Below are 24,353 nucleotides of genomic sequence, written 5' to 3' on the forward strand. Positions count from 1 at the left end.
AACATCATAAATATCACAGCACTATTAACTTTTCTATTTTGCTAATCTAAAGGAGTCTGAGATTAACTTTTGAAGATCGTCAATGGATGGTTGATGGCGCAGGAGTCATCAACATTCCGACAAATAAACGAGCCAAACGATAGTATCAACTTTGCCCGACACAAACAAAAGCCGCTCTCCTTTCGGAAAGCGGCTTTTGTTATATCTGGTTGTCAAGAATTACTTCTTGTAAACTTTTTTATATCCGTAAATGGCCGAAGCACCCAATTGCTCTTCGATGCGAAGCAGTTGGTTGTATTTTGCCATACGGTCGGAGCGGCTCAAGGAACCGGTTTTGATTTGACCTGAGTTGGTAGCAACAGCAATGTCGGCAATGGTTGAATCTTCTGTTTCACCTGAGCGGTGAGAAGTTACAGAAGTGTAACCTGCACGGTGAGCCATTTCAATGGCATCCAAAGTTTCTGTCAAGGTACCAATTTGGTTTACTTTGATCAGGATTGAGTTGGCAGCACCCAGTTCGATCCCCTTTTTCAGGTATTCTACGTTGGTCACGAACAAGTCGTCGCCAACCAATTGGCACTTATCGCCTAATTCAGCGTTCAAAGCAACCCATCCATCCCAGTCACCTTCGTCCATTCCATCTTCGATTGAATCAATAGGGAATTTAGCAACCAGTTCAGCCAGGTAAGCAGCTTGTTCTTTTGAGTTGCGCTTCGCGCCACCGGCACCTTCAAATTTGCTGTAATCGTAAACACCGTCGCTGTAGAATTCAGAAGCAGCACAGTCCAAGGCGATCGAAACATCACCACCATCTTCGGCACGACCTGGCTTGTAACCAGCGTTCTTAATGGCTTCGATAATTGAGTTCAACGCGTCTTCTGTTCCATCCAAGGCAGGAGCAAAACCACCTTCGTCACCAACAGCGGTGCTCAGGTTTCGTTTCGACAATACTTTTTTCAGGCTATGGAAAACTTCGGCACCCATACGCAAACCTTCGCGGAATGAAGGAGCGCCAATCGGGCGAATCATGAATTCCTGGAAAGCGATCGGAGCATCGGAGTGAGATCCACCATTGATGATGTTCATCATCGGAACAGGCAATGTTTTGGCATTGGCACCACCAATGTAACGGTACAACGGCAGGTCGAGCGCATTGGCAGCTGCTTTGGCAACCGCTAATGAGACACCTAGCATGGCATTGGCACCCAATTTTGATTTTGTTTTGGTGCCGTCAAGCGCCAGCAATTTGCGGTCGATTCCAACCTGATCAGAAGCGTCCATACCAATAATTTCTTTGGCAATCGCGTTGTTGACGTTCTCAACAGCTTTCAAAACACCTTTTCCAAGGTAGCGGCCTTTGTCACCATCACGCAGTTCAAGCGCTTCGTTTTCACCTGTTGATGCACCTGACGGAACAGCAGCTAAACCAATAGCTCCGCATTCCAGCGTAATTTCAACTTCTACTGTAGGATTACCGCGAGAATCTAAAATTTCTCTACCAACGACGTTATTAATTAACATGATTTATGGTTTTGATATTAAACTTAGTAATGATCTTAAACTTTGATTTCAGAAAACCGTTGCAAAGATAGAAAAACCAGTCGATATTTATGTATCATGGTCCCGATGGATAACCTAAATTTAACCACCAAATACTTCGAATCTGTCAGGATTCTCCATTGACCTTCGTTTCGGCCAAAAGAATTTTACCTGCAATTGGATTGAGCAGCGAAAAACAAGGAGATTGAGCTCTACTTTTTAAAACGACTTAAATGGGTTGTACTTATCTCCCGGCTTGTACTCCATCACCTCAACGGGTTGAATAGTTACCAGCGCACCCTTTTTCGACTGGTCAATCAGTTCGCTCACCCGAACCGCAAACTTTTTAATTTTCGGTTCGGTGTCCACAATTTCGATCACCACAGGCAGGTGACTCGATAGGGCGAAGATTTTCATGGTGTGGATGGAATGGCTTGCTCCAAACGAAAGTATCCCCCGTAGGACAGTCGCTCCGCCTAGTCCTTGGTTCCGTGCCTCGGCTACAATCTCCTCATACATGGGTGATGCACCGATTTTATCCGATTCTGAAATATAAACTTTCAGCAAACTCGCTTTCCCTTTCATCTCTGTCGCTTTTATGGGTTATACTAAGCACGAACAAAACATGTTACTCCAAACACCTGAAAATGTGGATTGACCGGATAGCGAATTAACAATTCTCCACATCGGATTGTTATCAAGTGAGGCAGCCCAACCATAAGTCCAGCCAACGATACGATATACCAACAACCATCATGACAAGTAAAGAGCACCACGAGACTACGGACCAACCCGGTTACAGCACAAAAAAAATAGAGGCTTTTGCTATGGGCGATGAAGCGAGCTTGCGTTTGATTCTGGATTCGTTTGTCCAATCCACTTGGGTAAACCTCAATCAATTCCGGAAGCACCTGGCCGAAGAACAGCATGAACCAATCATTGAACTGGCTCATAAAATGCGCTCGATGTTTCTGCAATTGGAGGCGACCGGGGTAGCCCGACTTTTAAATGAGCTGGAAGAAAACCAGCTGAGCAGCGATGCGTGGAAGGCTAAAGCCCAAGAGACGCTTAATCGGGCAGAAGATCTGGTAAAAACGATTCAAACGGACTATCGGCTTGACTGAACAAACCAATCTATTGTTAAACTGAGTATTCGCGAAATTAGCAATAGCATTAAATTGTCTTGCACCAATCCACGATAATCAAGCGCCAACGAATGATAATCATTGACAGCCCGGACAGGCTAAGTAGGCTGTGGTTAATCACTTACGTTCGGGTAGCTCAATCTTGTAGCTTTTCAATTTGTTGTACAAGGTTTTACGATCGATCTTCAATAGGCGGGCAGCCTGGCTTTTATTGTAATTTGTGGCTTCCAGCGCTTTTAAAATCAATTCATTTTCATCTTTTTCATTATACAAGGCAAAATGGCTCGCTTGTGATTCAGAATAAATTTCGGTGGGAATTTCATTTAACGTGATCCATTTGCCGTGAGCCAACAAGGTGGCCCGCTTGATGACATTCTTCATTTCTCGCAGGTTGCCTGGCCAGGAATAATTTAAAAAGACCGACTCCAAACTTTTATCAAACCCCTGCACAAACTTGTCGAGGTAACGATTGGACTGATCTAAAAAATAGTGCGCAAAGTGCATGATATCTTGCTGCCGCTCACGCAGCGGAGGAACATAAATCTGAAACTCGTTGAGCCGATGATAGAGATCCTCGCGAAATCCGCCTGTCTTCTGAGCTTCAAGCAAGTTTTCGTTGGTTGCAGCAATTATCCGCACATTGACAGTAATTTCCCTATTGCTTCCCACCGGTTTAATCAGGCGTTCCTGCAACACGCGCAATAACTGAATCTGGGTATTGTAAGGCAAATTACCCACCTCGTCCAAAAACAAAGTGCCTCCATTAGCCGCTTCAAAATTGCCAATCTTATCAGCAATGGCTCCGGTAAACGATCCTTTTACATGACCAAAGAACTCGCTAGCCACAAGCTCCTTAGGTATGGCTCCACAATCAACGGCCACAAAAGGCTTGTGCGCACGTTTGCTTTTTGCATGAATTAACTTAGCCACATATTCTTTTCCGGTTCCACTCTCACCGACAATTAAAACTGAAATAGGAGTTGGCGCAACCAACTGGATGTGTTTACTCATTTTCCTGGCCTGACTGCTCACCCCCTCCTGGTAATCTGTCTGAACCTCCTGACTTACCGCTTCCGGTTTGTCATTTAATTTTTCTGTTGAAGCAGCAAGAGCCTCTTTAACTACGTTCAGCAATTCATCCGGACTTAATGGTTTTGGGATGTAATTAAAGGCCCCCTTCTTAATCGATTCAATGGCCGTGGAAATGTCGGCATAGCCCGTCATCATGACTATTTGTGTATTGGGAGATTGACTTTTTACCAGGCGAATCAGTTCCATCCCGCTGATATCGGGCATGCGCAGATCAGTCAACACGACATCATACGCCGTGCCCTGAATCATTCGTGCTGCTTCAACCGGAGAAAATACAGTAGTTACCGTGTAATGATTCTTCTCCAGCAGGGTTTTCAACATTAAACAAAAAGTAACATCATCATCTATTATCAGAATGCTTGCCATAACATATTTCCATGCACGTTTATTGTTCCTTAACTACTATTTTCTAACGGGCAAAGTCTACAAATAGTATAAGCAATTTTCGCGCAAAATGTTTAGTAAAAAAACCCCTGTCAATCAGAATTTCTTCTTTTCGACAGGGGCTAAAGACACTTAATCTCAATTAGCATCCAAGTAACAGATGATTTCTTCTGTTTCTTTATTCTACTGGTACTTCACCAGCTGGCTCTTCGCCCTGCTCAATTTTCAGGAACTCACCGCTGGCATTGAAAAATACCGCAATTTTTTCTTCTTCTTTTGTCAATTTAACTTTGTAGCTACCGTCAGTTCCCATGTAGGCTTCAGACAAGGTATAATCTGCATACCCCTCAGAAATCGCCTGAGTTACTGCTTCCGGCAGATCCTCAACGTTCATTTTTTCATACTGAACTTCTTCCTGGGCAATCTGCATTGTTTGATTTGTACTTTCGGCCATAACTCCGGATGGCATACTAATTCCTAACACGATTACGGCGGCTGTCATTATCATTCCTTTTTTCATACTCTTTAATTTTTATGATTCAACATTTATTTATAATTCTACATCTTACCCTTAAGGGATAAGTGTGCCAAAAAAGAAAATAAAATCAGCAAAACGCCCCAAAACAATGACAACCAAGTCGTTGGAAAATAAACTATAAAGAATAAACTCGATAAGAATAGCATGCAACTCATGGGGATTACCCGTGTAGATGTAGAAAGTTTCTACATCATTTCGACAAAGGAAGTTGAATCGCAGTCAGAATGGATTCCACTAAAAGAAAGGAAATTCAAGAATGCTTAGCTATAAATCAATCGAACAGTTACAATCCCGACATAGACAGCAAAAACCCCCAGAAACACACTCATCCCCACATTGGCAAACAGCTGAAACAAGTTATTTTCCGATAGCATGGTCAGATTATTATAGGCAAACGATGAAAATGTCGTGAATCCACCACAAAAACCAACGGTCAAGAAGATGCGCCACTCGGGTGTCAGTAAGTTCCCGCGTTCTGAAAGGGCGAACACCAATCCGATAATAAAGCAACCAGCTATGTTGGCTACAAACGTTCCCCACGGGAAAGAGCTATGCAACCAGCGCTCAACTATAATCTGGGTCAGATAACGGGCCACACTTCCGAGGAAACCGCCAGTACCGACAATTAAGATGGTTTTCAACATCAATTTTTTATTTTTCGGGCGAAATGAATACCTTCCCTGCAAATTTACAATTATTAGCGACTTTTCGATTTTTGCACGGTACGAAGCTGATTTAATATTTTTATTTTCGCTTTTTCGGGCCTAAAATCACACAAGCAACAATAAACGAACACACGTTTGCAAATAACGTTTTCAAAAAGAAGCCCCATGAACAAAGTTAAGTTATTCTTCGCAGGACTCTTCATCCTCTGTGTTGGTAAGATGGGCACGGCGCAGCAAACCAACTGCTCTTTCAAAAATGAAGTTGCCCTGTGGACTACGCATACGGCTTTACGACATGCCGGCATTGGTATCTACTTACAAGATTCCGAAACAGGCGAAGTGCTTGCTCAAACCGATCCCCAGCTGAGCTTGGTGCCCGGATCGACACTAAAACTGATTACAACAGCAACGGCACTTGAGATGCTAGGCCCTGACTTTCGCTTTGAAACGCAACTGGCCTATTCCGGCGAAATAAAAAACGACACCCTCTTTGGCGATTTGGTGATCGTCGGGGGTGGAGATCCGGCGTTGGGGTCCAACTATTTCAAAGAACACTACCTCGACAACCACTTTCTGAACGATTGGATCAAATCACTTCAGAACAGGAACATCGTTCACATCACAGGAAACCTGGTTACTGATGCTACAATTTTTGAAGATCAGATGATTCCCAACACGTGGATTTGGGAAGACCTGGGTAATTATTATGGAGCCGGAGCCTCGGGCTTATCAGTTTATGACAACCTGTACAAGATTCACTTTTCGTCGCCACAGCAGTCCGGCGAGCCCACCCGAATCAAATACACCAATCCATACATTCCCGGTTTGGAGTTTGAAAATCAAGTCAAATCATCCAATATTAATCGTGATCTGGCCTATGTTTTTGGCGCGCCCAAATCAAACAAACACACCATTCGAGGAACCATTCCCAAAGGACGAAACGATTTCGTCATCAAGGCTTCTGTTCCTGACCCTCCGTTTTTACTAGCCTGGGAACTAAAGAACCGGATGGCCGAAAACGGGCTAAGCCTGGCCGGTTTCATTCAGGAAAAAAAGGGACTTAATCACTGGCCGCTTCACCCATTGACCAGGACGCTTTCACCCAAACTAATCGATATCGTCCGGGTGACCAACCACGAAAGTGTCAACCTTTTTGCAGAACACCTGCTAAAATACCTGGCTTGGTTAACACATGGTGAAGGATCGACTCAAAAGGGTCTGGATGTAATGACCGACTTTTGGGAAAAACAAGGCATCAGAATGGATGGCTGTTTTTTAGCTGACGGAAGCGGATTGTCGCATTTTAATGCAATCACCGCCAGGCAAATGGTCGACATTCTTTACTACATGAAAACCAACAGCCTCCAAAGCAACTTGTTTTTCAACAGCCTTCCATATGTTCCTAATGGAACGCTTTATTTTTTCAACCCGCTGAATTTTCCCGGAAAAAGCTTACGCGCCAAAAGCGGCAGCATGACACGGGTGCGTTGCTATGCCGGCGAGATTACCACGCAAAACAACCAGCACGTATTGTTCGCTATTTTCCTGAATAATTTTTCATGCAGTCAAACCGAAGCCATTAAGCTGGTGGAAGAATTGCTCGTTCGCATCGCCGAAAACTAGCCCCGAAGTGTTATTCTCAACCACAGCTATCATCCTACTTTTTTCCGGCAACTCCCAACATTTTTGCTATTTTTGTTGTTAGTCTTAGGAACTTGAAACAAGTCTATGTTTGAGAAACAAATATACCTGGAAGGTGTTGATCCATTGGAGTTTTATGGTGTAAACAACACCAAGATTGATCTGATAAAAACATTTTTCCCAAAGTTGAATATTGTCAGCCGCGGCAACCAGCTGATCATTCAAGGTGATGAAGTTGAGAGTGATGCTTTTGAAAAAAAGTTTCATCTGCTGCTGGATCATTATACCCAGTTTAATGTGTTAAGCGTTGACACAATTAAGCAAGTGATGAACAATGATTTTTCGCAGATCGAATCTGAGATTGAGAATTCAAGAGAAGTTTTGCTGCACGGAATTAACGGCAAACCCATTCGAGCCAAAACACCAAACCAGCGAGTTTTGGTTGAAGAAAGCCGGACTTCGGACCTGATTTTTGCTATTGGCCCCGCCGGAACCGGAAAAACCTATACTGCCATTGCCTTGGCTGTCCGGGCACTGAAAAACCGAGAAATCAAACGGATTATTTTAAGCCGTCCGGCAGTTGAAGCTGGTGAACGACTTGGATTTCTTCCCGGTGATTTAAAGGAAAAAATCGATCCCTATCTGCAGCCACTTTACGATGCACTGCAAGATATGATTCCGGCCAAAAAGCTGGAAGAATTCATGAAAGACGGCATCATCCAGATTGCTCCGCTGGCCTTCATGCGGGGCCGCACCCTCAGCGATGCCTTTGTGATTCTGGACGAAGCACAAAATACCACCCTCAACCAGCTCAAAATGTTTCTCACCCGAATGGGAATGAATGCCAAATTCATTATCACCGGCGATGAAACTCAGATCGACTTGCCATCAGTCCACCAGTCCGGGCTGGTTCAAGCCAAAAAAATTCTGAAAAACATCAAGGATATTTCGTTTGTTCAGTTTGACGCCAACGACATTGTTCGTCACCGCCTGGTGCGCGATATTGTCAATGCCTATGATGCCTTTTACAAAAAAGAATTAGCACGAAAAGAAGCACTAAAAAAAGATAAAAACGACAAAAAATGACGAAAGCACTTACAAGAACCGATTTTAATTTTCCAAAGCAAAAAAATGTCTATCATGGAAAAGTCAGGGATGTTTATAACATTGACGACCAATATTTAGTGATGGTTGTTTCGGACCGCATCTCGGCTTTCGATGTAGTTTTGCCCGAAGGAATTCCTTACAAAGGACAAGTATTAAACCAAATTGCCGCCAAGTTTTTGGATGCAACAGCCGACATTGTGCCCAACTGGAAAATTGCGACGCCCGACCCCAACGTAACGGTTGGTCACCATTGCGAGCCGTTTAAAGTTGAAATGGTGATTCGTGGCTACCTGACCGGTCATGCCTGGCGCGAATACCGCGACGGTAAGCGCAGCATCTGCGGCGTACCGATGCCCGACGGCATGGTGGAAAACCAAAAATTTGAACAACCGCTGCTTACGCCAACCACCAAAGCCGACCAAGGCCACGACGAAGATATTTCGCGCGAGGCCATCATTGAGCAAGGATTGGTGAGCAAGGAGGAATACGAAATGCTGGAAAACTACACCCGCCAATTGTTTCAGCGAGGAACCGAGATAGCTGCTGAAAAAGGACTGATCCTGGTGGATACCAAATACGAGTTTGGTAAAAAAGATGGTAAAATCTACCTGATTGATGAAATTCACACGCCCGACTCATCTCGCTATTTTTATGCCGATGGCTACGAGGAACGTTTGAAGAAAGGAGAAAGCCAAAAACAATTGTCGAAAGAATTTGTGCGCCAATGGCTGATAGAAAATGGTTTTCAAGGAAAGGCAGGACAAAAAGCACCTGCAATGAACGCCGATTTTGTGAGCTCGGTTTCCGAACGTTACATTGAGTTATTTGAGAACATCACCGGTGATTCGTTTGTGAAATCGGAGATTGTTGACATTCAGAGTCGGATTGAGAAGAATGTAAATGCTTTCCTTTCATCGATCTGAGCGTTCAAATAAAATAACGATACAAACTTCCGGAAATCTCACTCCGGAAGTTTTATTTTGCCTTTTCGCAAATCAACTTAACCCGTGCTGTTCTCAGAAACTTTGATTATGCAACTTAAAAGCTTCCATATATTTCTCCTAACTCTAGTGTTATTTGGCTCTTCACTCTTGGGATCGTGCCAAACCGATGCCGCAAAGTCAACGCTTGTGAAAGTTGGCCAGCAGGTTCCCAGTTTTGATTTTATCGAAGCCAACGGGCAGGAAAAATCCCATGCCGATTTAAAAGGCAAGGTAATCATGATCAATTTTTTTGCAACTTGGTGTGCCCCTTGCCTCAAAGAACTGCCCCACGTACAAAGCGATATTTTCGATCAGTATAAAGATCATCCGGAATTCAAGCTGTTGGTCATCGGCAGAGAACACACTACGGATGAGCTTGTCAAATTCAAGCGAGCAAAAGGCTATACGTTCAGCCTGATTGCCGACCCCAAGCGAGAGATCTATTCCAAATTTGCCGGGCAATTCATTCCACGCAACTTTTTGATCGACCGCGATGGAACAATCATTTACAGCTCAGTTGGTTTTAAAGAAGACGAATTCAAGGAATTAAAAAATATTCTCGAGGAACAACTGAAAAAATGAAATTCCTGATCTACCCCATTCTTCTGCTTTTTCTCATTCAGCACAGTGGCTTTGCCCAAACTGTAGACAGCCTTTTAATTCGGGCAGAAAGCCCGAATGAACTTGAAGCCATTGGGGCTTTAAAAAAGCTGGGCTCGGGCGAATTTGATTCTTTGCCTGCTCCCCGTTTGGATTACCTCCGGAAAGCGCACCAGTTAGCCAGAAAAATAGATGATGCCTTTGAAATCGCCGATAGTTGGTACTTTATGGGGCAGCTGTTTCACGAATCCGGCGAACTCGATTCGGCCCGGTACTATTTTGAGAGATCGCTTGCTGGATTTCAGTCGCCCAACCATCGAGAAAAGCTTGTGGATTGCCTGAACTATCTGGGAGTAGTGCATAAAGTTAGCGGCAATTACGCCAAAGCACTGGAATGTCAGTTAAAAGCACTTCCCATTCGCATGGATCTGGGAAACCAACGGGAAATCGCCAGAACCTTTAACAACTTAGGCAATATCTACTCGGCCATCAGCGATACCACCAAAGCCATTGATGCCTATTCGAAAGGCAAGCAAATAGCTGAAAATACCAACGACACAATTGCCACCATTTATTTAGGTTTGAACATCGGGCGCTTGCTGGTTCTTAAAGGTCAATACCAGGAAAGTCTTCCGATCTTGAATGAGGTTAGACGCTATGCCCAGGCAAAAGATTTCAGCATTGGACAGTCGGCTTCGGCAAATCTTCTGGCCTACATAGCTCAGGAGCAAGACCTGGACGAAAAGGCACTGGAGCTTGCCAATGAAGCGCTGGCAATTGCAATCGACAAGGGATTGATGGACAGGGCGGCCGACTCGTACGGAATTATCGGTGACTATTACAAGAAAAAGAAGCAATATGTCAGAAGCCTCGAATTTCATTCCAAAGCTCTGCAAACAGCCAATGAGCATGAACTTGTTGAAATTCAAGAACAACAACATGAAAGCATCTCAAAATTGCACGAACTGCTGGAAAATCCGGGAGAAGCACTAAATCACTACAAAAAGCATATCGCACTCAGAGATAGTATTTACAACCACGAAAACGAGTTAAAGCTGGCTTACGTGGAATACCAGCATGAGCTGGAAACCAAAGAAAGGGAAAATACATTCCTTGAGCAGGAATTTGAAAAGCAGAAACAATACCAGTCCTTTACCTATATTCTGATCGTCTTGTTGTTGCTTATCATTATTATGCTTGTTGTTTTGCGGTTCGAGCACAAGCAAGCCCGCCAATATCTGACAGAACTGAATGAACAAAAAGACCGGATGTTTACGCTGATCAGCCATGATTTGCGAGGCCCGATTGGCAGTGTTAAAAGTATTTTTGATCTGATAAAACAGGAAAACATCCAAGACCCGAAAGAGCTTCGGGTGATTATTGATGAATCAAGCGATATTGTTGACAATTCCTACAACCTGCTCGAAAATCTCCTGAATTGGGTTCGCAGCCAAACCGGGCGATTAAAAGTCAATCCGGAGCCCATTTCCATCGCTGAGGTAGTTGACCAAACACTCAAACTATTTGCAGTCCCCATTCGAAATAAAAAACTGCAGATCATCACTCAAATCAGAGAAGAGCACATCGTTTTCGCCGATCGCGAAATGATTAAATCGGTGGTTCGAAACCTGATTTCCAACGCCACCAAATTCACTTTTCCCGAAGGTGAAATAAAAATCAGCACGGAACAAAGCGCCAAGCGGGTGCAGCTAATCGTGAAAGATTCGGGTACAGGAATGAACCCTGAAACCATCAGCCAAATTTTGGACAATAAAAATACCATCAGCCAAAGCGGTACTGAAAATGAGAAAGGAACAGGAATCGGACTACGTCTTTGTCTTGATTTCATCGAAAGGAACATGGGACGGCTGGAGATTAAAAGTAAACCGGGAAAAGGTGCAAGCTTTCGAGTGAGTCTTCCCGTTGCCAACTCGCAATAATTTTTTGCACCGACTTCAACGCATTATCCAGGAATATAGAAATAGAAATCAGACCCTTTTCCCTGCGTTGATTTAACCCCAATATCACCCCCCAACAAATGGACGATTTTTTGCGAGATCGCCAATCCTAAGCCAGTTCCTCCATAAGTTTCCGATGCATGAGTACGGGCTTGGGTGAAGCGTTTAAAAATGTTTTCAATATCTTCGTCAGCGATGCCAATTCCGGTATCCTGAACGTTAAAATGCAGCCAGGAACCAAGTTTGGCAACCCGCAAAGTAATCGTTCCTTCCGGTGTAAATTTTAGGGCATTTCCGATTAAATTATCCAAAACCTGCTTCAGCCTCAATTTATCAGTTTGCAACAAATAGCCATCCGGAAGCGTGTTCTGCAGCTCAAAATGAATCTGCATTTTTGTTTGGCTTTTAATGAGGTCGCTGTACTGAATTTGAATATCAAAGAGTAATTCGTTTAATAGAAAATCCTCCGGAATAATGGTAAGCTGATCTGATTCAATCTTCGAAATATCCATGATATCATTGATCAATTTTAGCAAAAACTCTCCATTTTTATGAATCAGTTGGAGGTAGGTCTTTTTATCATCGTCCGATAATTCCTGCTCATTCAAGAGGCCTGAAAACCCGAGGATCGCATTCATCGGGGTGCGAATTTCATGTGACATGTTGGCCAGAAATGCCGTTTTTAAACGATCCGACTCTTGCGCTTTTTCCTGTTCCAACACCAGTTGTTGGTGAATCTTTTTGCGCTCAAGGATCATCTCATTTGCAACAGCTCCCATTTCCTTAAACTCATCAAAATACAGGTTATCCAGATCGACCGCTTGGTAACGCAGCTTCCCAGCTTTAAAAAAACGTGTAAAATTATCAAAGTCAGCCCGAAAATTCGCATTAAAACGATAGATAATCATCGACTCAACAAGAATTACCACCAACAAAATGAGCAGGATAATCAACAGATTATGAATCAAATTTCGCTTCAGTTCATTTTGCTGTGTCTCAATGTCCCTCCAGATGTCATCCAGATAGAAACCGCCTCCAACCAACCAATTACATTCATAAACTGGCTTTACAAAGGAAATCTTCGGCTGTTTTTCGGTTTCACCTATTTTATTCCAGTTGTACGAGAAAAAATCACCATTCGGAGAATTGGCAATAGTCTCAAGTTCCAATTTAAACACGGCCATTTTTTCAGGATCGGTGCCATCCAATAGGTTCAAATCCCCTGCATACGGTGCACCGTCCATCACAATCGGATCGCCATCCATCTCATTAATAAAGACATATCCTCCATACCGAAAATGATCTGCACTCACTTTGCTGGCAATTTCTTCTTTGAATTCATCGTAGTAATCCTCGAGGTAGGTCTTGGAACCAAAATACCAGTTCAGCTGTGGAAACTTTTTTACAAAAACTACTTTATTCTCCGGTAGATCATCGCTGACAGACAAACGGTTATCATCAACATAACGCACATACCCCTCCTCTTCCCGCGTCAAAAACTCCAACTCACGCTGAATAACATGGTTGCCGTTCATATCTGTATGCATCAGCAAATTAGCGTCGCGATAATCTGGTTTTCCAGGATAAAAAACCCCTGCTCCATTCAGGTCATTGATAAAAACCTCCCGGTAAACGCTCGAAGTTTCCAGTACCGAAACCGCATCAATGATCAGCTGTTTCAGTGCGGCATCACTAAATTTCGTATGATAATCAGCATAAATCTTTTCGGCAAGATTATAAGCGCTATAAACGTTTTGCCTCACACTATGCATCATACGCTCATCGAAAAAACGTTTTTGGGTGCGGATGTATTCGACTTCGATGGTAATTAAATCGCGAACAAACTCCTTGTGTTCTTCCAGATGCATTTTCTGCTGCTGCCGGGCAATATCACGAAAAATAAATATCTCATGAATGCTGATAACCGTAGCCACAAAAATAGTCATCAACAAAGTAGAACTGATCACGATTCGCTTGAAATGAACGGTCAGTCTCTTGGAATTGATTCGATTTCTATTGATATTCTGCCCCATCGAAAAAGTGTTAGACCACAGAGTTGGCCTTTGCACCAAAGTTAGCGATATTAATGAAATAATGTCAGTTTTTTCCAAAACCGCCGTGGACTTTCTTTCGTGGCTGTCATCGCAACAAGCCCCCAATGAATTCTGACAATTCGAAAACACAAATTCTCTGACTTATTGACACTTACAAACCCAAATCGTTGTTAAAACTTGTTAAACAATCCAAATGAAATAAAAACCGGAAAACACTGGCACTCTTTATGCGTTAAATTAGCACGTTCAGAAAAAAATAGCTATTAATCTTTAAACGACAAGAAAGATGAAAGATTATAAAAAAGTAGGATTAACATTTGCAGTAGCACTTTTCAGTGCATTCGTAGCCGTTTGGGCATACACCAGTTTTTTTAACGAACCGCAGGTTGTCACCGTTCAACAGGATCAGCCCCTGAGATATGCCAGTTTACCTTCGGCACCTCAGGGCGACGCCCCCGACCTGACCTACGCAGCAGGAAGCTCAGTGCATGCTGTGGTTCACGTAAAAGTATCGTCAAAACAAGAAGCACCACAATACCACAGTAACCCGTTTTATGAATGGTTTTATGGCGACCGCTACCAGCAACAGCAGCCTCCGCAAATCAGGCAGGGTTCTGGATCAGGCGTCATTCTAAGTGAAGACGGTTACATCGTTACCAATAACCATGTCATCGACGGTGCTGATGATATCCAGGTGGTATTGAATGACAACCGGCAATTTGAAGCGAAGTTGGTTGGAACGGATCCCACAACCGATCTTGCCGTACTTAAAATTGAAGCAGAAAACCTGATTCATTTAAAGTTTGGTAATTCCGATGCCCTTAAACTGGGTGAATGGGTGTTGGCTGTCGGCAACCCTTTTAACTTAACCTCAACAGTTACCGCAGGAATTGTAAGCGCAAAAAGCCGGAACATCGGCATCAACCGTGTTGAAATGGGCATCGAGGCTTTCATCCAAACCGATGCGGCCGTTAATCCCGGAAACAGTGGCGGCGCCTTAGTCAACATGAATGGCGACCTTGTGGGCATTAATACGGCCATTGCCTCCAGAACCGGCTCCTATAGCGGATACTCGTTTGCAGTGCCGGCTTCGATTGTTGAAAAAGTATATACCGACCTGAAAGAACATGGGCAAGTTCAACGCGCTTTACTAGGCGTTAACATAGGCGATGTAACCGCTGAGGTGGCAGAAAAATACGACTTGGATAAAATCGAAGGTGTTTTTATTGCCAAAGTAAACGAAAATAGCGCGGCTGAAGAAGCCGGGATTGAAGAAGAAGACGTTATCCTAAGCATTGACGGCATAAATGTCAATTCGACGGCGCAACTTCAGGAACAAGTCAGTAAACACAGGCCAGGCGACAAGGTAAAAGTTTTGATAAAAAGAGATAACAAACCGAAACAATTTACGGTGACCCTCCGTAACATGCACGGAGATACAGAAATCGTCAAAGCTAGCGACAATAGTTTTCTTGGCGCTAAATTTGATGAATTGACAGAAAACGAGAAATACCAACTTCGCTTAAGCCATGGAATTAAAATCACCAGTCTGGATAAAGGCAAACTAAAAGATGCTGGTTTGAAGGAAGGTTTTATTATAACCGACGTGAACAAGGAACAGGTTAGTGCGGTTAATGATTTAAAACGCATTATAAACCAGGCAAAAGGAGGGGTATTGATCGAAGGGTTATATCCAAGTGGAGAGCCGGCATACTTCGTTTTCGGGATGAATTAATAATTCAATCGTTTACGTAGAATTAACAAAGCAAAGCGCTTTAGCCAAAGCGATCCATTAGTTTGAATTATTGACCTAAAAAGTCTATATTTGCACGATTTTTTTTAGAAGGGTATATGAGACAATTAAAGATTACAAAATCGATTACCAACCGTGAGAGTGCTTCTCTTGACAAGTATTTGCAGGAAATTGGCAAAGAGGATCTGATTACAGTTGAAGAGGAAGTTGAGTTAGCACAGCGGATTAAAAAGGGCGATCAGGCAGCATTGGAAAAACTGACCCGCGCGAACCTGAGGTTCGTCGTTTCGGTTGCCAAGCAGTACCAAAACCAAGGCTTAAGCCTTCCCGACTTGATTAACGAGGGAAATCTGGGACTGATAAAGGCAGCAGAAAAGTTTGACGAAACCCGCGGATTTAAGTTTATTTCCTATGCCGTGTGGTGGATTCGTCAATCTATCCTTCAGGCTTTGGCCGAACAGTCGCGTATTGTTCGATTACCGCTTAACCAGGTAGGTTCGTTGAATAAAATCAACAAAGCATTTTCGAAATTCGAACAGGAAAACGAACGCAAACCATCTCCTGAAGAATTGGCCGACTCGTTGGACTTGCCAGCGGAGAAAGTTGCAGACACCTTACGGGTTTCGGGGCGCCACATTTCAGTTGATGCGCCATTTGTTGAAGGAGAAGACAACAGCCTGCTCGATGTTCTGATCAACAATGATTCGCCAAATGCCGACCGCTCTTTGATGATGGAGTCGTTGGCCAAGGAAATTGAACGCGCGCTTGCTACCCTTACCGAACGCGAAAGCGACATTATCCGAATGTTCTTTGGAATTGGGTGCCAGGAAATGACCCTGGAGGAAATTGGAGAACGTTTCGGGCTGACCCGTGAAAGGGTACGACAGATAAAGGAAAAGGCAATTCGCCGGTTACGGCATACTTCCAGAAGTAAATTGCTAAAAACTTATCTTGGATAAAAGATTTAAGCAAAACCGCCTAGAGAGGCGGTTTTTTTTGCTTCAAAAACAAGCTGACAACACCGGTTGTTTCTTTCAAAAAGCATCCTCGTACCAATCACATTATGAGCAAAAAAGTCATGATCCTGTTTACCGTACTCATCTCCCTGACCTTACTTATTGTTATCATTATTCGTCTGAATCCTTCCTTTGGAGCTTCAGCTGCCGGTGAACGTTTACAGCGAATTCAACAATCGCCAAACTTCCGCGACGGCAAATTCCAGAATCCCGTAGCAACAGTTATGCAGACCGATGACATGCCTTTCTTTAAGGTGATGAAGGAGTTTTTCTTCGCTAAAGGCGACCGCGTACCGGCTGAAACCATCCAAACCATGCCTGTTGACCGGTCGGCTTTTCACCAGCAAACGGGCGGCGTAAAAGTCTGTTGGCTGGGGCATTCATCCCTGCTGATTGAGATTGATGGAAAAGTTATTTTAACCGATCCGGTATTCAGCCAGCGTGTTTCGCCCTTTTCATTTGTCGGAACCAAAGCCTTCCCCTATTCTGAAAACTACGATTGGGAAAACCTCCCAAAAATTGATCTGGTGCTCCTGTCACACGATCATTACGACCACCTGGATTACCAAACCATCCGAAGTTTAAAAGACAAAAACCTGCCATTCGTTACCGCATTAGGCGTTGGGGCACATCTGGAACGCTGGGGAATCGCACCTGAACGGATCACCGAACTGGATTGGTGGGAAAGCTGGCAATTTACGGAGACCATTCGGTTTACCGCCACACCGGCACGACATTTCTCCGGACGCGGGCTTACCAACCGCTTTTCAACGCTCTGGGCATCATGGGTGATCGCCGGATCGGAAAATCGCGTCTTCTTTGGAGCCGATTCGGGCTATTACCCGGGCTTTAAAACCATTGGCGACAAGTACGGCCCCTTCGACCTGGCCTTGCTCGAATGCGGGCAATACAGCCAGTACTGGCCCTACATCCACATGTTGCCCGAAGAAGTGATTCAGGCAGCAAACGATCTTGGAGCCCAATCACTGCTGCCCATTCACTGGGGAAAATACAAGCTGAGTATTCATCCCTGGACCGAGCCGGTTGAACGGCTACTGAAAGCAACCGGCGACGAAAACATTACCATCGGTACACCTCAGGTTGGCGAGGTCTTTGAATTGGACAGTTCGCTGCCGAACCGGAAATGGTGGAAAGAATAACCATGTACACTTACCAAGACCAAAGTATAGATCTATCAAGCTATTCTAAGAGGGTCAAAACCTTAGGGAATAGTCTTGCCCAACAAGGCGACGGCTTTACTCTCCGAGGATTTTGCTCCTACCCTTTAGGATATCCCTATGGTCCCCAAGGATATGATAGATAAATCCTAAGACATTGTTTTGCTCCCCATGGGGACGGAAGCAAAAAAGCAGGAGACGGCTTCCGTCCCCTGCTTTTTTTAACCAGTACCCCAAGCCCGTGGGTTCCCACCTCCAGGGATACCCCTACAAACCAACGTTATGGGCTCGTTCCGGCATGGACTACCAATAAACTTACGGGATAGCGGGCAAAATACCGGAAGGAATTATTAATCCCGCCGAAGCAACTATTGCCTGTTAAGCAGAGCTCTTTCGGATCACTTGCTCTGGTCCTTCAACTCCCCTTTCATAAAAGCCATTGGATTGTAAAAGATATGGTCGCGCATGCGGGCCTGACGCGCCAATCGCCAGTTTTCGACGTAGGTCAACGCTTTGCGCAGCAGGTCGAAGTAAAGCGCCACCATCAGGATAAAAGTCAACAGCCACATGACACCAATATTGTAAAAAATCGTGTCAATTCGCCAGTTGCCCAGCAGCTTGTATGAAGCATAGAAATGTGCAGACCCATTTGCCTGAGCAGGCTGCCTAAAGACAGGCTCATCACCCTGAAAAATATGGTTGTCAAACACGTAAGTTTTATGCAAGCTATATTTATCGCGTACCAGGGTTTCCATTTTCTTGTTCGTATGCCGTTGCTTAAAGGCAAGCAGTCGGTCGTTATCGCCGTCAAACCGAGTCAATAGGTCCTCGTATTTCTGCTCCAAAGCGCGCGAAGCTTCGCCATATTTTTGCTTATAGCTTTCTTGCGAAAAATTCAAGTAATTAGTCAACATCTTATTAAAATCTGCCTTGAATTCGCTGCCACCAATCGACTCGTAAGCCAGGTGAATGGAATCGTTGAACTGCCCGACTTCTTCAAATAAATCAGCAAAGGAATTTTTGAGCAAGGGAGTCAGCGTTGCAGCGTCTTCCTTGCGATTATTCTGACTCAACACCTGGTATGAGTTCAGGTACTGCTCCACCTCGGGAATCCAGTAAAAGGCCTTAAAACCCAAGTCATTCTTCGCTTGTTCCTCCCTGAAAATAACCTGGCGATAGGCGTTGTTTTTAAATTGGTTCACCGCCAGTGCCTCGTACGACCAGCGCGAAACCATGACATCGCCAATCAGCGGTGTGCGGTTGTAGCTGCTTAGCGACGGATGCATCTTGTTGAAATCGATGATCACCCCGCTGAGAAGTAGTTGCGGCACCAGCATGAGTGGAATCAGGATGTAAATGGCCACGGCCGAATTTAGGCCGGCCGACAGGTTTAAGCCCAGCAAGTTGGCAAAGCAGGCTGTAGAAAACAAAATGGCCCAGTTTGAAAAGGTAAGACCTTGAATTTCGAGCATGTGATGGCCAATAAGCACAAAGGAAATGACCTGAACGGCAGAAATGAGAAAGAGCATCAATATTTTGGAAGATATGTAGGCTCCGCGGCTTAAATCGAGGAATTCCTCGCGCTTTAGGATTTTACGGTCTTTGAAAATTTCTTCGGCGCTAATGCTCAAGCCAATAAACAAGGCCACGACCACGCTCATAAAAAGGAAAGCCGGCAAATTATCGTTGTTGGCCAACCAGTAGGTTCCTTCGGCCGAGTATTTAGAGAAAAAGCCCAGGATCAGGGCCAGCAAAGGGGCTTCGAGTAAGGCAATGGCCAGGTATTGTTTGTTTGAACGCTTGGTCGCGAAGTCGCGCTTAATAAACAGCTTCAACTGCTTGAACCAGTCGGGCACCTTAAAGTAAACATCCGGGAAAACTTCCTTTTCAACCGGGTTGGTAATCATGAAATCGAGCACGCGTGGCTCCACATGCTTTTTATAGCGCTCGTACCAATCTTCGGGCGAAATCTTTCGGCGCCGGATACTTTTGCCAAACGGGTTCACCATCCGGGTTTCAATAATCCTAAGCGGCTGCTCGGTCTTCACGTTTCCGCAACTTAAACATTCGCTTTCATCCGGATTGACGTAATTTGCCTGGTTTTTGAAATAGACGATCGCGTCCATCGGGTTTCCGAAGAACACCACCCGTCCCCCTTTATCCATAACAATCATCCGGTCAAACAGCTTGTAGATATCGCTTGACGGTTGGTGAATGTTGGCAAATACCAGTTTGCCTTTCAGGCATTGCTTTTTCAGCAGGTACATGACCTTTTCCGAATCCGCGGACGACAAACCCGAGGTCGGCTCATCGACAAACAGGATGGACGGTTCACGCATCAGCTCCAGCGCAATGTTCAAGCGTTTGCGCTGACCGCCGCTCAGAATCTTTTTCAGCGGGCTTCCAACCACCAGATCGCGGGCTTCAACCAGATCAAAATCGTTCAGCGCCTGATCGATCTTCGCTTCAATCTGCTCATCGCTCATATCGCCAAAGCAGAAGCGGGCGTTAAACTCCAGGTTCTTATACACGGTTAGCTCTTCCAACAGCAGGTCGTCCTGCGGCACATAGCCAATGATTCCTTTCAGCAATTCGTCATTGTCCGGGTCGTGTAAATCGTACCCGTTGATGGTGATGGTTCCGTTGTTGGGTTTGAGCTTTCCGTTCAGGACATTGAGCAGGGTCGTTTTTCCAACGCCACTGCCGCCTAAAATTCCTACCAAATCGCCCGAGCGTTCCTGAAAGCTCAGCGGGTGAAGTCCATAGTTTTTTCGTGTGAACCGGTATTCAATATTTTCAACATTCAGCACAATGCGCGGCTTCCCTTTTTCCTGAATGAAACGGGTCATGACGCTGCTGTAGTAAATGGGAATGATCCGCGAGGTTTTCAAAATGGCTCCGGGAGGAAAAACATACAAGCGGTTCTGGGTTAGTCGGTGGCCATTCATATACATGTTTCGCGGCCCCCAGTACTTAAAAAACAGCGTATTGATACTGGCAATGCGAATCAGTTCGAGCTCAACCTGCTGGTTTTCGCGGTAAAGATGCTTGATCTCCTTGTCGTGATAGCTTTCGTTGCCATTCACCACGAACAGGCTTGACTTGTCTTTGACTTTTTGAATGGAATACAAATGAAACCGGTACAGGTTGTCGTATTCTTTGGAATTGATTTTCAGTCCCCGGGACACCAGATTCACTGTTTTTAAATCGTCCAGCTTAAAATCTCCTTCTTTATTGATGAAGTTTAAAAGCTGGGCTACAATCATAAATCGTGTCCCCAGATCGAACTGACCAACAATATCATTGCAAATCTCATTAAGGTATGACTTATTGATGAATTTATGCCCGTTGCCATTCTGTTCATACAAAATATCACGGTTGGTAATGTGATAATGCTCCACGAACTCTTGGTAATGCCTGTGATATACTTCAACCAGCTCGCGGTTAAAGTTCTCCTGCAAGAACGACTCAACCAGTTCCGAAGACATCTTTTTGGAATCTTCATTATGGTAGTCGGTAATGATGGCAAACAACCGGATCAATGTTTCAATGATACCTTCATACATAAGCCTGGAAATTTAAGAAAAAACGGATTTCTGCATTCCCGAATTAAAGGTGGAACAACAAAAACCCGTTTTGTATTTTAAAAGCATCGTGCTTTACTGAACAAACTTATTCCGAATAGAAGCGATTAAATCAGTCAACTTTACAACTTGTTCTTTGGTCATTGAGGTTGCCCCTTCTTCAAGGGCGTAAACGGCATTGATACTGGCAATATCAGCATACAAATCACCCAGAATTTCGGAGTCCTTGTATGGCTCCATCATTTCTTCCAGTTTCATCAGCGGCTCTTCCTGAAACAGGATGGCTTCAATCAGCTTTGGATTCTGGAAAGTATTTTCCGACACGTTGGTTGTCAGGTACAAGCCTTCAATCACGGTTCCGGAAAGCACCAGGTACGAAACTTCCGTCCTCCCCTGTTGATTCAGGTATGAATAGGCATTCTGAAACATGTCGGTAATGATTTCGACCAGTTTTTCCTTATTATCCAGGTTGGCTTCAATCTGATCTGGCAAATCTTCCTGAAAAGCCCCTGTTAAATCCAGCTCGCGAACCAGTGTCTCGCTCGCTTTGAAGTAATTCTGCACATCCGATTTTTGGTTATAGGTGGTTGCATAAGCCAAATCGGCCGTGTAAATCCCCAGGTTCACTGCCCGGTCTTTCTCCGAGAAGTATGTGCCGGCCTTTTCGGGATCGTTGGTCAATCCAACGATGTAGCTCGCCTCTATTTCATTTAACATTTCAGTCACTTCAAAGGCTGAAACGATCGGATAGGAATACTCTTTAATTTCTTCTTTTATCGTTTTTTCAACAACTTCAGGATCAGTCTTCTTTTCCTTTTTACTGCCGGAACACGAGCTAAATCCAAAGGCGAACATCCCTGAAAGGATCGCTAAAGAAACGAATTTGTATGTTCTTGTTTTTTTCATGTTTATGGTTTTTAATGATCGATTATTTTTTCTTTTCAAATGTCAGTATCTGCATCAGCGGCAAATACCAATCATGATATCTATCTGTAAAATTTTAAGCTAAAATAATATAAAATTGTTCGTACTCGTATGATTTGAAAATGATTTTTCAGATAATAATCCGTTACCATTCGCATTTCTCCGATTAAATCGGATGCATCTTATTGACTACTTTAGCACAAGGCCATCTGCTTATATTCATCAGCCACTATGAAAGCTTTGAGCTGATTAGTTTGATAAATTCTTCGCGGGTAGCCACACGCTGAAAAGCGCCGGTAAAATCGGAGGTTGTTGTTATGGAATGCTGCTTTTGAATGCCCCGCATTTGCATGCACAGGTGCTGCGCCTCAATCACTACCGCTACACCCAGCGGATTCAGTGTTTTCTGAATGCACTCCTTAATCTGCAAGGTTAACCGTTCCTGAACCTGTAAGCGCCGCGAAAAAGCATCGACAACCCGCGCTATTTTGCTCAGGCCGGTAATGTATCCATCGGGAATATACCCCACATGCGCTTTACCGATAAACGGCAGCATGTGGTGCTCACACATGGAATAAATTTCGATGTCTTTCACAATCACCATTTGCCGGTAGTCTTCCTTAAACATGGCCGAACGCAGCATGGCTTCGGGGTCCTGTTCATACCCCTGAAGCAAGAACTGCATGGCCTTGGCAACCCGTACAGGGGTTTTCTCCAAGCCTTCCCGCTGAGCATCTTCACCGAGCAGATTAATAATTTCGCGGTAATGCTCACTGATTTTTTCGGTGTTCAGGCGATCAAATTTTTCAATACGCCGATAGCCGCTTTTCTTGCCGTTAAATGAATCTTCCATATCGTATGTACTTTGTGTCCCGTTGTTTCTATCAGCAAAAGTATAAACTTATCTTAAGAATCAGTTTCGAAATGAAGGACAAACAGGTTAAATCACTCAAAACAAAACAATTCCGGAACAAAACATGCTTCGAGTTTCAGACGTTGGATAAATTCCTATTTTTGTGTGGTCAACACCGGCAAAGTTGTTACTGTGACCTTTCGGGAAAATATTTTTCATCAGGATAACAATATTTTAACATTTTTAAAAGTTTGCCTTGTGTTGATCGAACAGGATGAAGAGATGATAAATCTGACGATATGATTGTTGTTACCGGGGCTGCGGGATTTATTGGGAGTTACATGGCTGGCAAGCTGAACCAGGAAGGACGCCAGGATTTAATTTTGGTGGATCAATTCACCGATCCTTCAAAAATTTCAAATTATATTTCGAAAACATACCTTCAACTCGTTGACCGGGATGTATTTTTTGAGTGGCTCAACGATAAGCATCAGTTCGTTCAATGCATTATTCACCTTGGGGCACGGACAGATACGATCGGGCAAGACCCCGTCAGTTACAAAAAGCTTAACTTCGACTATTCCCGGCGGATTTGGAACGATTGCGTCCAATATAGACTGCCGCTGATTTACGCTTCGTCGGCTTCAACCTATGGCGATGGCGAGTTTGGATTCGACGATGACCACCGATTGATTGACAATTTCAACCCGCTGAACTGCTATGCACAATCCAAGCACGATTTCGACCGGTGGGTTTTGGCTCAAACACAACAACCACCTTTTTGGGCAGGATTGAAGTTTTTCAATGTGTTTGGCCCCAACGAATACCACAAAGGGCGCATGGCATCGGTGGTTTATCAGGCTTTTAACCGAATCAGTGAAACAAAGAACATGACCCTTTTCCGCTCTCACCGTCCCGATTTCGAAGACGGTGAACAAGCCCGCGACTTTATTTATGTGGAGGATGTTGCCAAAGTGATGCTTCACTTCATGAACAACCGGCATATGTCAGGAATTTTCAATGTCGGAACCGGTGTGGCCCGCACTTACCTTGACCTAAGCCGGGCGGTTTTCAAGGCGATGAAAATCGAAGAAGACATTCGCTTTATGAATACGCCGAAAGATATCCGCGACAATTACCAGTATTACACCTGCGCCCAAATAGATAAGCTACGGCAAGCCGGATACGATCAACCATTCATCAGCCTGGAAGATGCTGTACATGATTACGTTAAGTCATACCTTATCGCTGAATATTGCTTTTAGCTGAAAGCTTGATGCCAGACAGTGGATGCCAGAAGCTTAATTCTGGATGCCCAGGCACTCACCGAAACTGAAAC

At 44.2% G+C, this 24,353-nt stretch carries 19 protein-coding genes; 10 read left to right on the forward strand and 9 right to left on the reverse strand.

Annotated features, from left to right (window positions below; translation table 11 throughout):
- Positions 1 to 219: 219 nt before the first annotated feature.
- The gene (gene eno, locus AAC033_RS05645; protein WP_339736298.1) at positions 220 to 1,521 is read right to left on the reverse strand and encodes a phosphopyruvate hydratase; all 1,302 of its coding nucleotides are present in this window, start codon (positions 1,519 to 1,521) and stop codon (positions 220 to 222) included.
- Between the two features lie 237 nt (positions 1,522 to 1,758).
- Positions 1,759 to 2,124 carry a DUF190 domain-containing protein gene (locus tag AAC033_RS05650; protein WP_339736300.1) on the reverse strand — a complete coding sequence of 122 codons (366 nt, stop codon included), beginning with the start codon at positions 2,122 to 2,124 and terminating at the stop codon, positions 1,759 to 1,761.
- 170 nt (positions 2,125 to 2,294) lie between these two features.
- On the opposite strand from AAC033_RS05650, the gene AAC033_RS05655 reads away from it, so the two are divergent.
- Positions 2,295 to 2,663 carry an Hpt domain-containing protein gene (locus tag AAC033_RS05655; RefSeq protein WP_339736302.1) on the forward strand — a complete coding sequence of 123 codons (369 nt, stop codon included), beginning with the start codon at positions 2,295 to 2,297 and terminating at the stop codon, positions 2,661 to 2,663.
- Positions 2,664 to 2,801: 138 nt separating this feature from the next.
- Here the strand turns inward: AAC033_RS05655 and AAC033_RS05660 are convergent, their stop codons facing one another.
- The 3 genes from AAC033_RS05660 to crcB form a co-directional block, all read right to left on the reverse strand.
- Positions 2,802 to 4,142: a sigma-54 dependent transcriptional regulator gene (locus tag AAC033_RS05660; protein WP_339736304.1), complete on the reverse strand. Its 1,341-nt coding sequence runs from the start codon at positions 4,140 to 4,142 to the stop codon at positions 2,802 to 2,804.
- Positions 4,143 to 4,338: 196 nt separating this feature from the next.
- The gene (locus AAC033_RS05665; protein WP_339736306.1) at positions 4,339 to 4,680 is read right to left on the reverse strand and encodes a hypothetical protein; all 342 of its coding nucleotides are present in this window, start codon (positions 4,678 to 4,680) and stop codon (positions 4,339 to 4,341) included.
- 278 nt (positions 4,681 to 4,958) lie between these two features.
- Positions 4,959 to 5,342 (reverse strand): fluoride efflux transporter CrcB, encoded by a 384-nt coding sequence (gene crcB, locus AAC033_RS05670; RefSeq protein WP_339736308.1) that lies wholly within the window; start codon positions 5,340 to 5,342, stop codon positions 4,959 to 4,961.
- A gap of 186 nt (positions 5,343 to 5,528) precedes the next feature.
- Between crcB and dacB the strand changes: the two genes are divergently transcribed.
- The 5 genes from dacB (at position 5,529) to AAC033_RS05695 (ending at position 11,634) form a co-directional block, all read left to right on the forward strand.
- Entirely contained in the window at positions 5,529 to 6,986 is a 1,458-nt protein-coding gene (gene dacB, locus AAC033_RS05675) for a D-alanyl-D-alanine carboxypeptidase/D-alanyl-D-alanine-endopeptidase (RefSeq protein WP_339736310.1), read from the forward strand.
- 105 nt (positions 6,987 to 7,091) lie between these two features.
- Complete coding sequence (locus tag AAC033_RS05680; protein WP_339736312.1) at positions 7,092 to 8,090, forward strand: PhoH family protein; 999 nt, start codon at positions 7,092 to 7,094, stop codon at positions 8,088 to 8,090.
- Entirely contained in the window at positions 8,087 to 9,034 is a 948-nt protein-coding gene (locus tag AAC033_RS05685; protein WP_339736314.1) for a phosphoribosylaminoimidazolesuccinocarboxamide synthase, read from the forward strand. The genes AAC033_RS05680 and AAC033_RS05685 overlap by 4 nt, the downstream gene beginning before the upstream one ends.
- Before the next feature lie 207 nt (positions 9,035 to 9,241).
- Entirely contained in the window at positions 9,242 to 9,676 is a 435-nt protein-coding gene (locus tag AAC033_RS05690; RefSeq protein WP_339736316.1) for a TlpA disulfide reductase family protein, read from the forward strand.
- The gene (locus AAC033_RS05695; RefSeq protein WP_339736318.1) at positions 9,673 to 11,634 is read left to right on the forward strand and encodes a tetratricopeptide repeat-containing sensor histidine kinase; all 1,962 of its coding nucleotides are present in this window, start codon (positions 9,673 to 9,675) and stop codon (positions 11,632 to 11,634) included. The genes AAC033_RS05690 and AAC033_RS05695 overlap by 4 nt, the downstream gene beginning before the upstream one ends.
- A 23-nt stretch (positions 11,635 to 11,657) precedes the next feature.
- On the opposite strand, the gene AAC033_RS05700 is transcribed toward AAC033_RS05695, so the two are convergent.
- Complete coding sequence (locus tag AAC033_RS05700) at positions 11,658 to 13,685, reverse strand: cache domain-containing protein (RefSeq protein ID WP_339736320.1); 2,028 nt, start codon at positions 13,683 to 13,685, stop codon at positions 11,658 to 11,660.
- 307 nt (positions 13,686 to 13,992) lie between these two features.
- Between AAC033_RS05700 and AAC033_RS05705 the strand changes: the two genes are divergently transcribed.
- The 3 genes from AAC033_RS05705 (at position 13,993) to AAC033_RS05715 (ending at position 17,635) form a co-directional block, all read left to right on the forward strand.
- The gene (locus AAC033_RS05705) at positions 13,993 to 15,441 is read left to right on the forward strand and encodes a Do family serine endopeptidase (protein WP_339736322.1); all 1,449 of its coding nucleotides are present in this window, start codon (positions 13,993 to 13,995) and stop codon (positions 15,439 to 15,441) included.
- Positions 15,442 to 15,557: 116 nt separating this feature from the next.
- Positions 15,558 to 16,418 carry an RNA polymerase sigma factor RpoD/SigA gene (locus tag AAC033_RS05710; protein ID WP_339736324.1) on the forward strand — a complete coding sequence of 287 codons (861 nt, stop codon included), beginning with the start codon at positions 15,558 to 15,560 and terminating at the stop codon, positions 16,416 to 16,418.
- Between the two features lie 104 nt (positions 16,419 to 16,522).
- Positions 16,523 to 17,635: an MBL fold metallo-hydrolase gene (locus AAC033_RS05715; RefSeq protein WP_339736326.1), complete on the forward strand. Its 1,113-nt coding sequence runs from the start codon at positions 16,523 to 16,525 to the stop codon at positions 17,633 to 17,635.
- A 416-nt stretch (positions 17,636 to 18,051) separates the two neighbouring features.
- On the opposite strand, the gene AAC033_RS05720 is transcribed toward AAC033_RS05715, so the two are convergent.
- The 3 genes from AAC033_RS05720 to folE form a co-directional block, all read right to left on the reverse strand.
- Positions 18,052 to 21,219, reverse strand: coding sequence for an ATP-binding cassette domain-containing protein (locus tag AAC033_RS05720; RefSeq protein WP_339736328.1), 3,168 nt, complete (start codon positions 21,217 to 21,219; stop codon positions 18,052 to 18,054).
- Positions 21,220 to 21,312: 93 nt separating this feature from the next.
- Positions 21,313 to 22,143 carry a hypothetical protein gene (locus AAC033_RS05725; protein ID WP_339736330.1) on the reverse strand — a complete coding sequence of 277 codons (831 nt, stop codon included), beginning with the start codon at positions 22,141 to 22,143 and terminating at the stop codon, positions 21,313 to 21,315.
- A gap of 247 nt (positions 22,144 to 22,390) precedes the next feature.
- Complete coding sequence (folE, locus tag AAC033_RS05730; RefSeq protein ID WP_339736332.1) at positions 22,391 to 23,014, reverse strand: GTP cyclohydrolase I FolE; 624 nt, start codon at positions 23,012 to 23,014, stop codon at positions 22,391 to 22,393.
- A 299-nt stretch (positions 23,015 to 23,313) separates the two neighbouring features.
- Here folE and rfaD point away from each other — a divergent pair, with 299 nt between their 5' ends.
- Positions 23,314 to 24,279: an ADP-glyceromanno-heptose 6-epimerase gene (rfaD, locus tag AAC033_RS05735; protein WP_339736334.1), complete on the forward strand. Its 966-nt coding sequence runs from the start codon at positions 23,314 to 23,316 to the stop codon at positions 24,277 to 24,279.
- The last annotated feature ends 74 nt before the right edge of the window (positions 24,280 to 24,353 follow it).

This window comes from uncultured Sunxiuqinia sp. (genome assembly GCF_963974515.1).
In the GTDB taxonomy this organism is placed as follows: Bacteria; Bacteroidota; Bacteroidia; order Bacteroidales; family Prolixibacteraceae; genus Sunxiuqinia.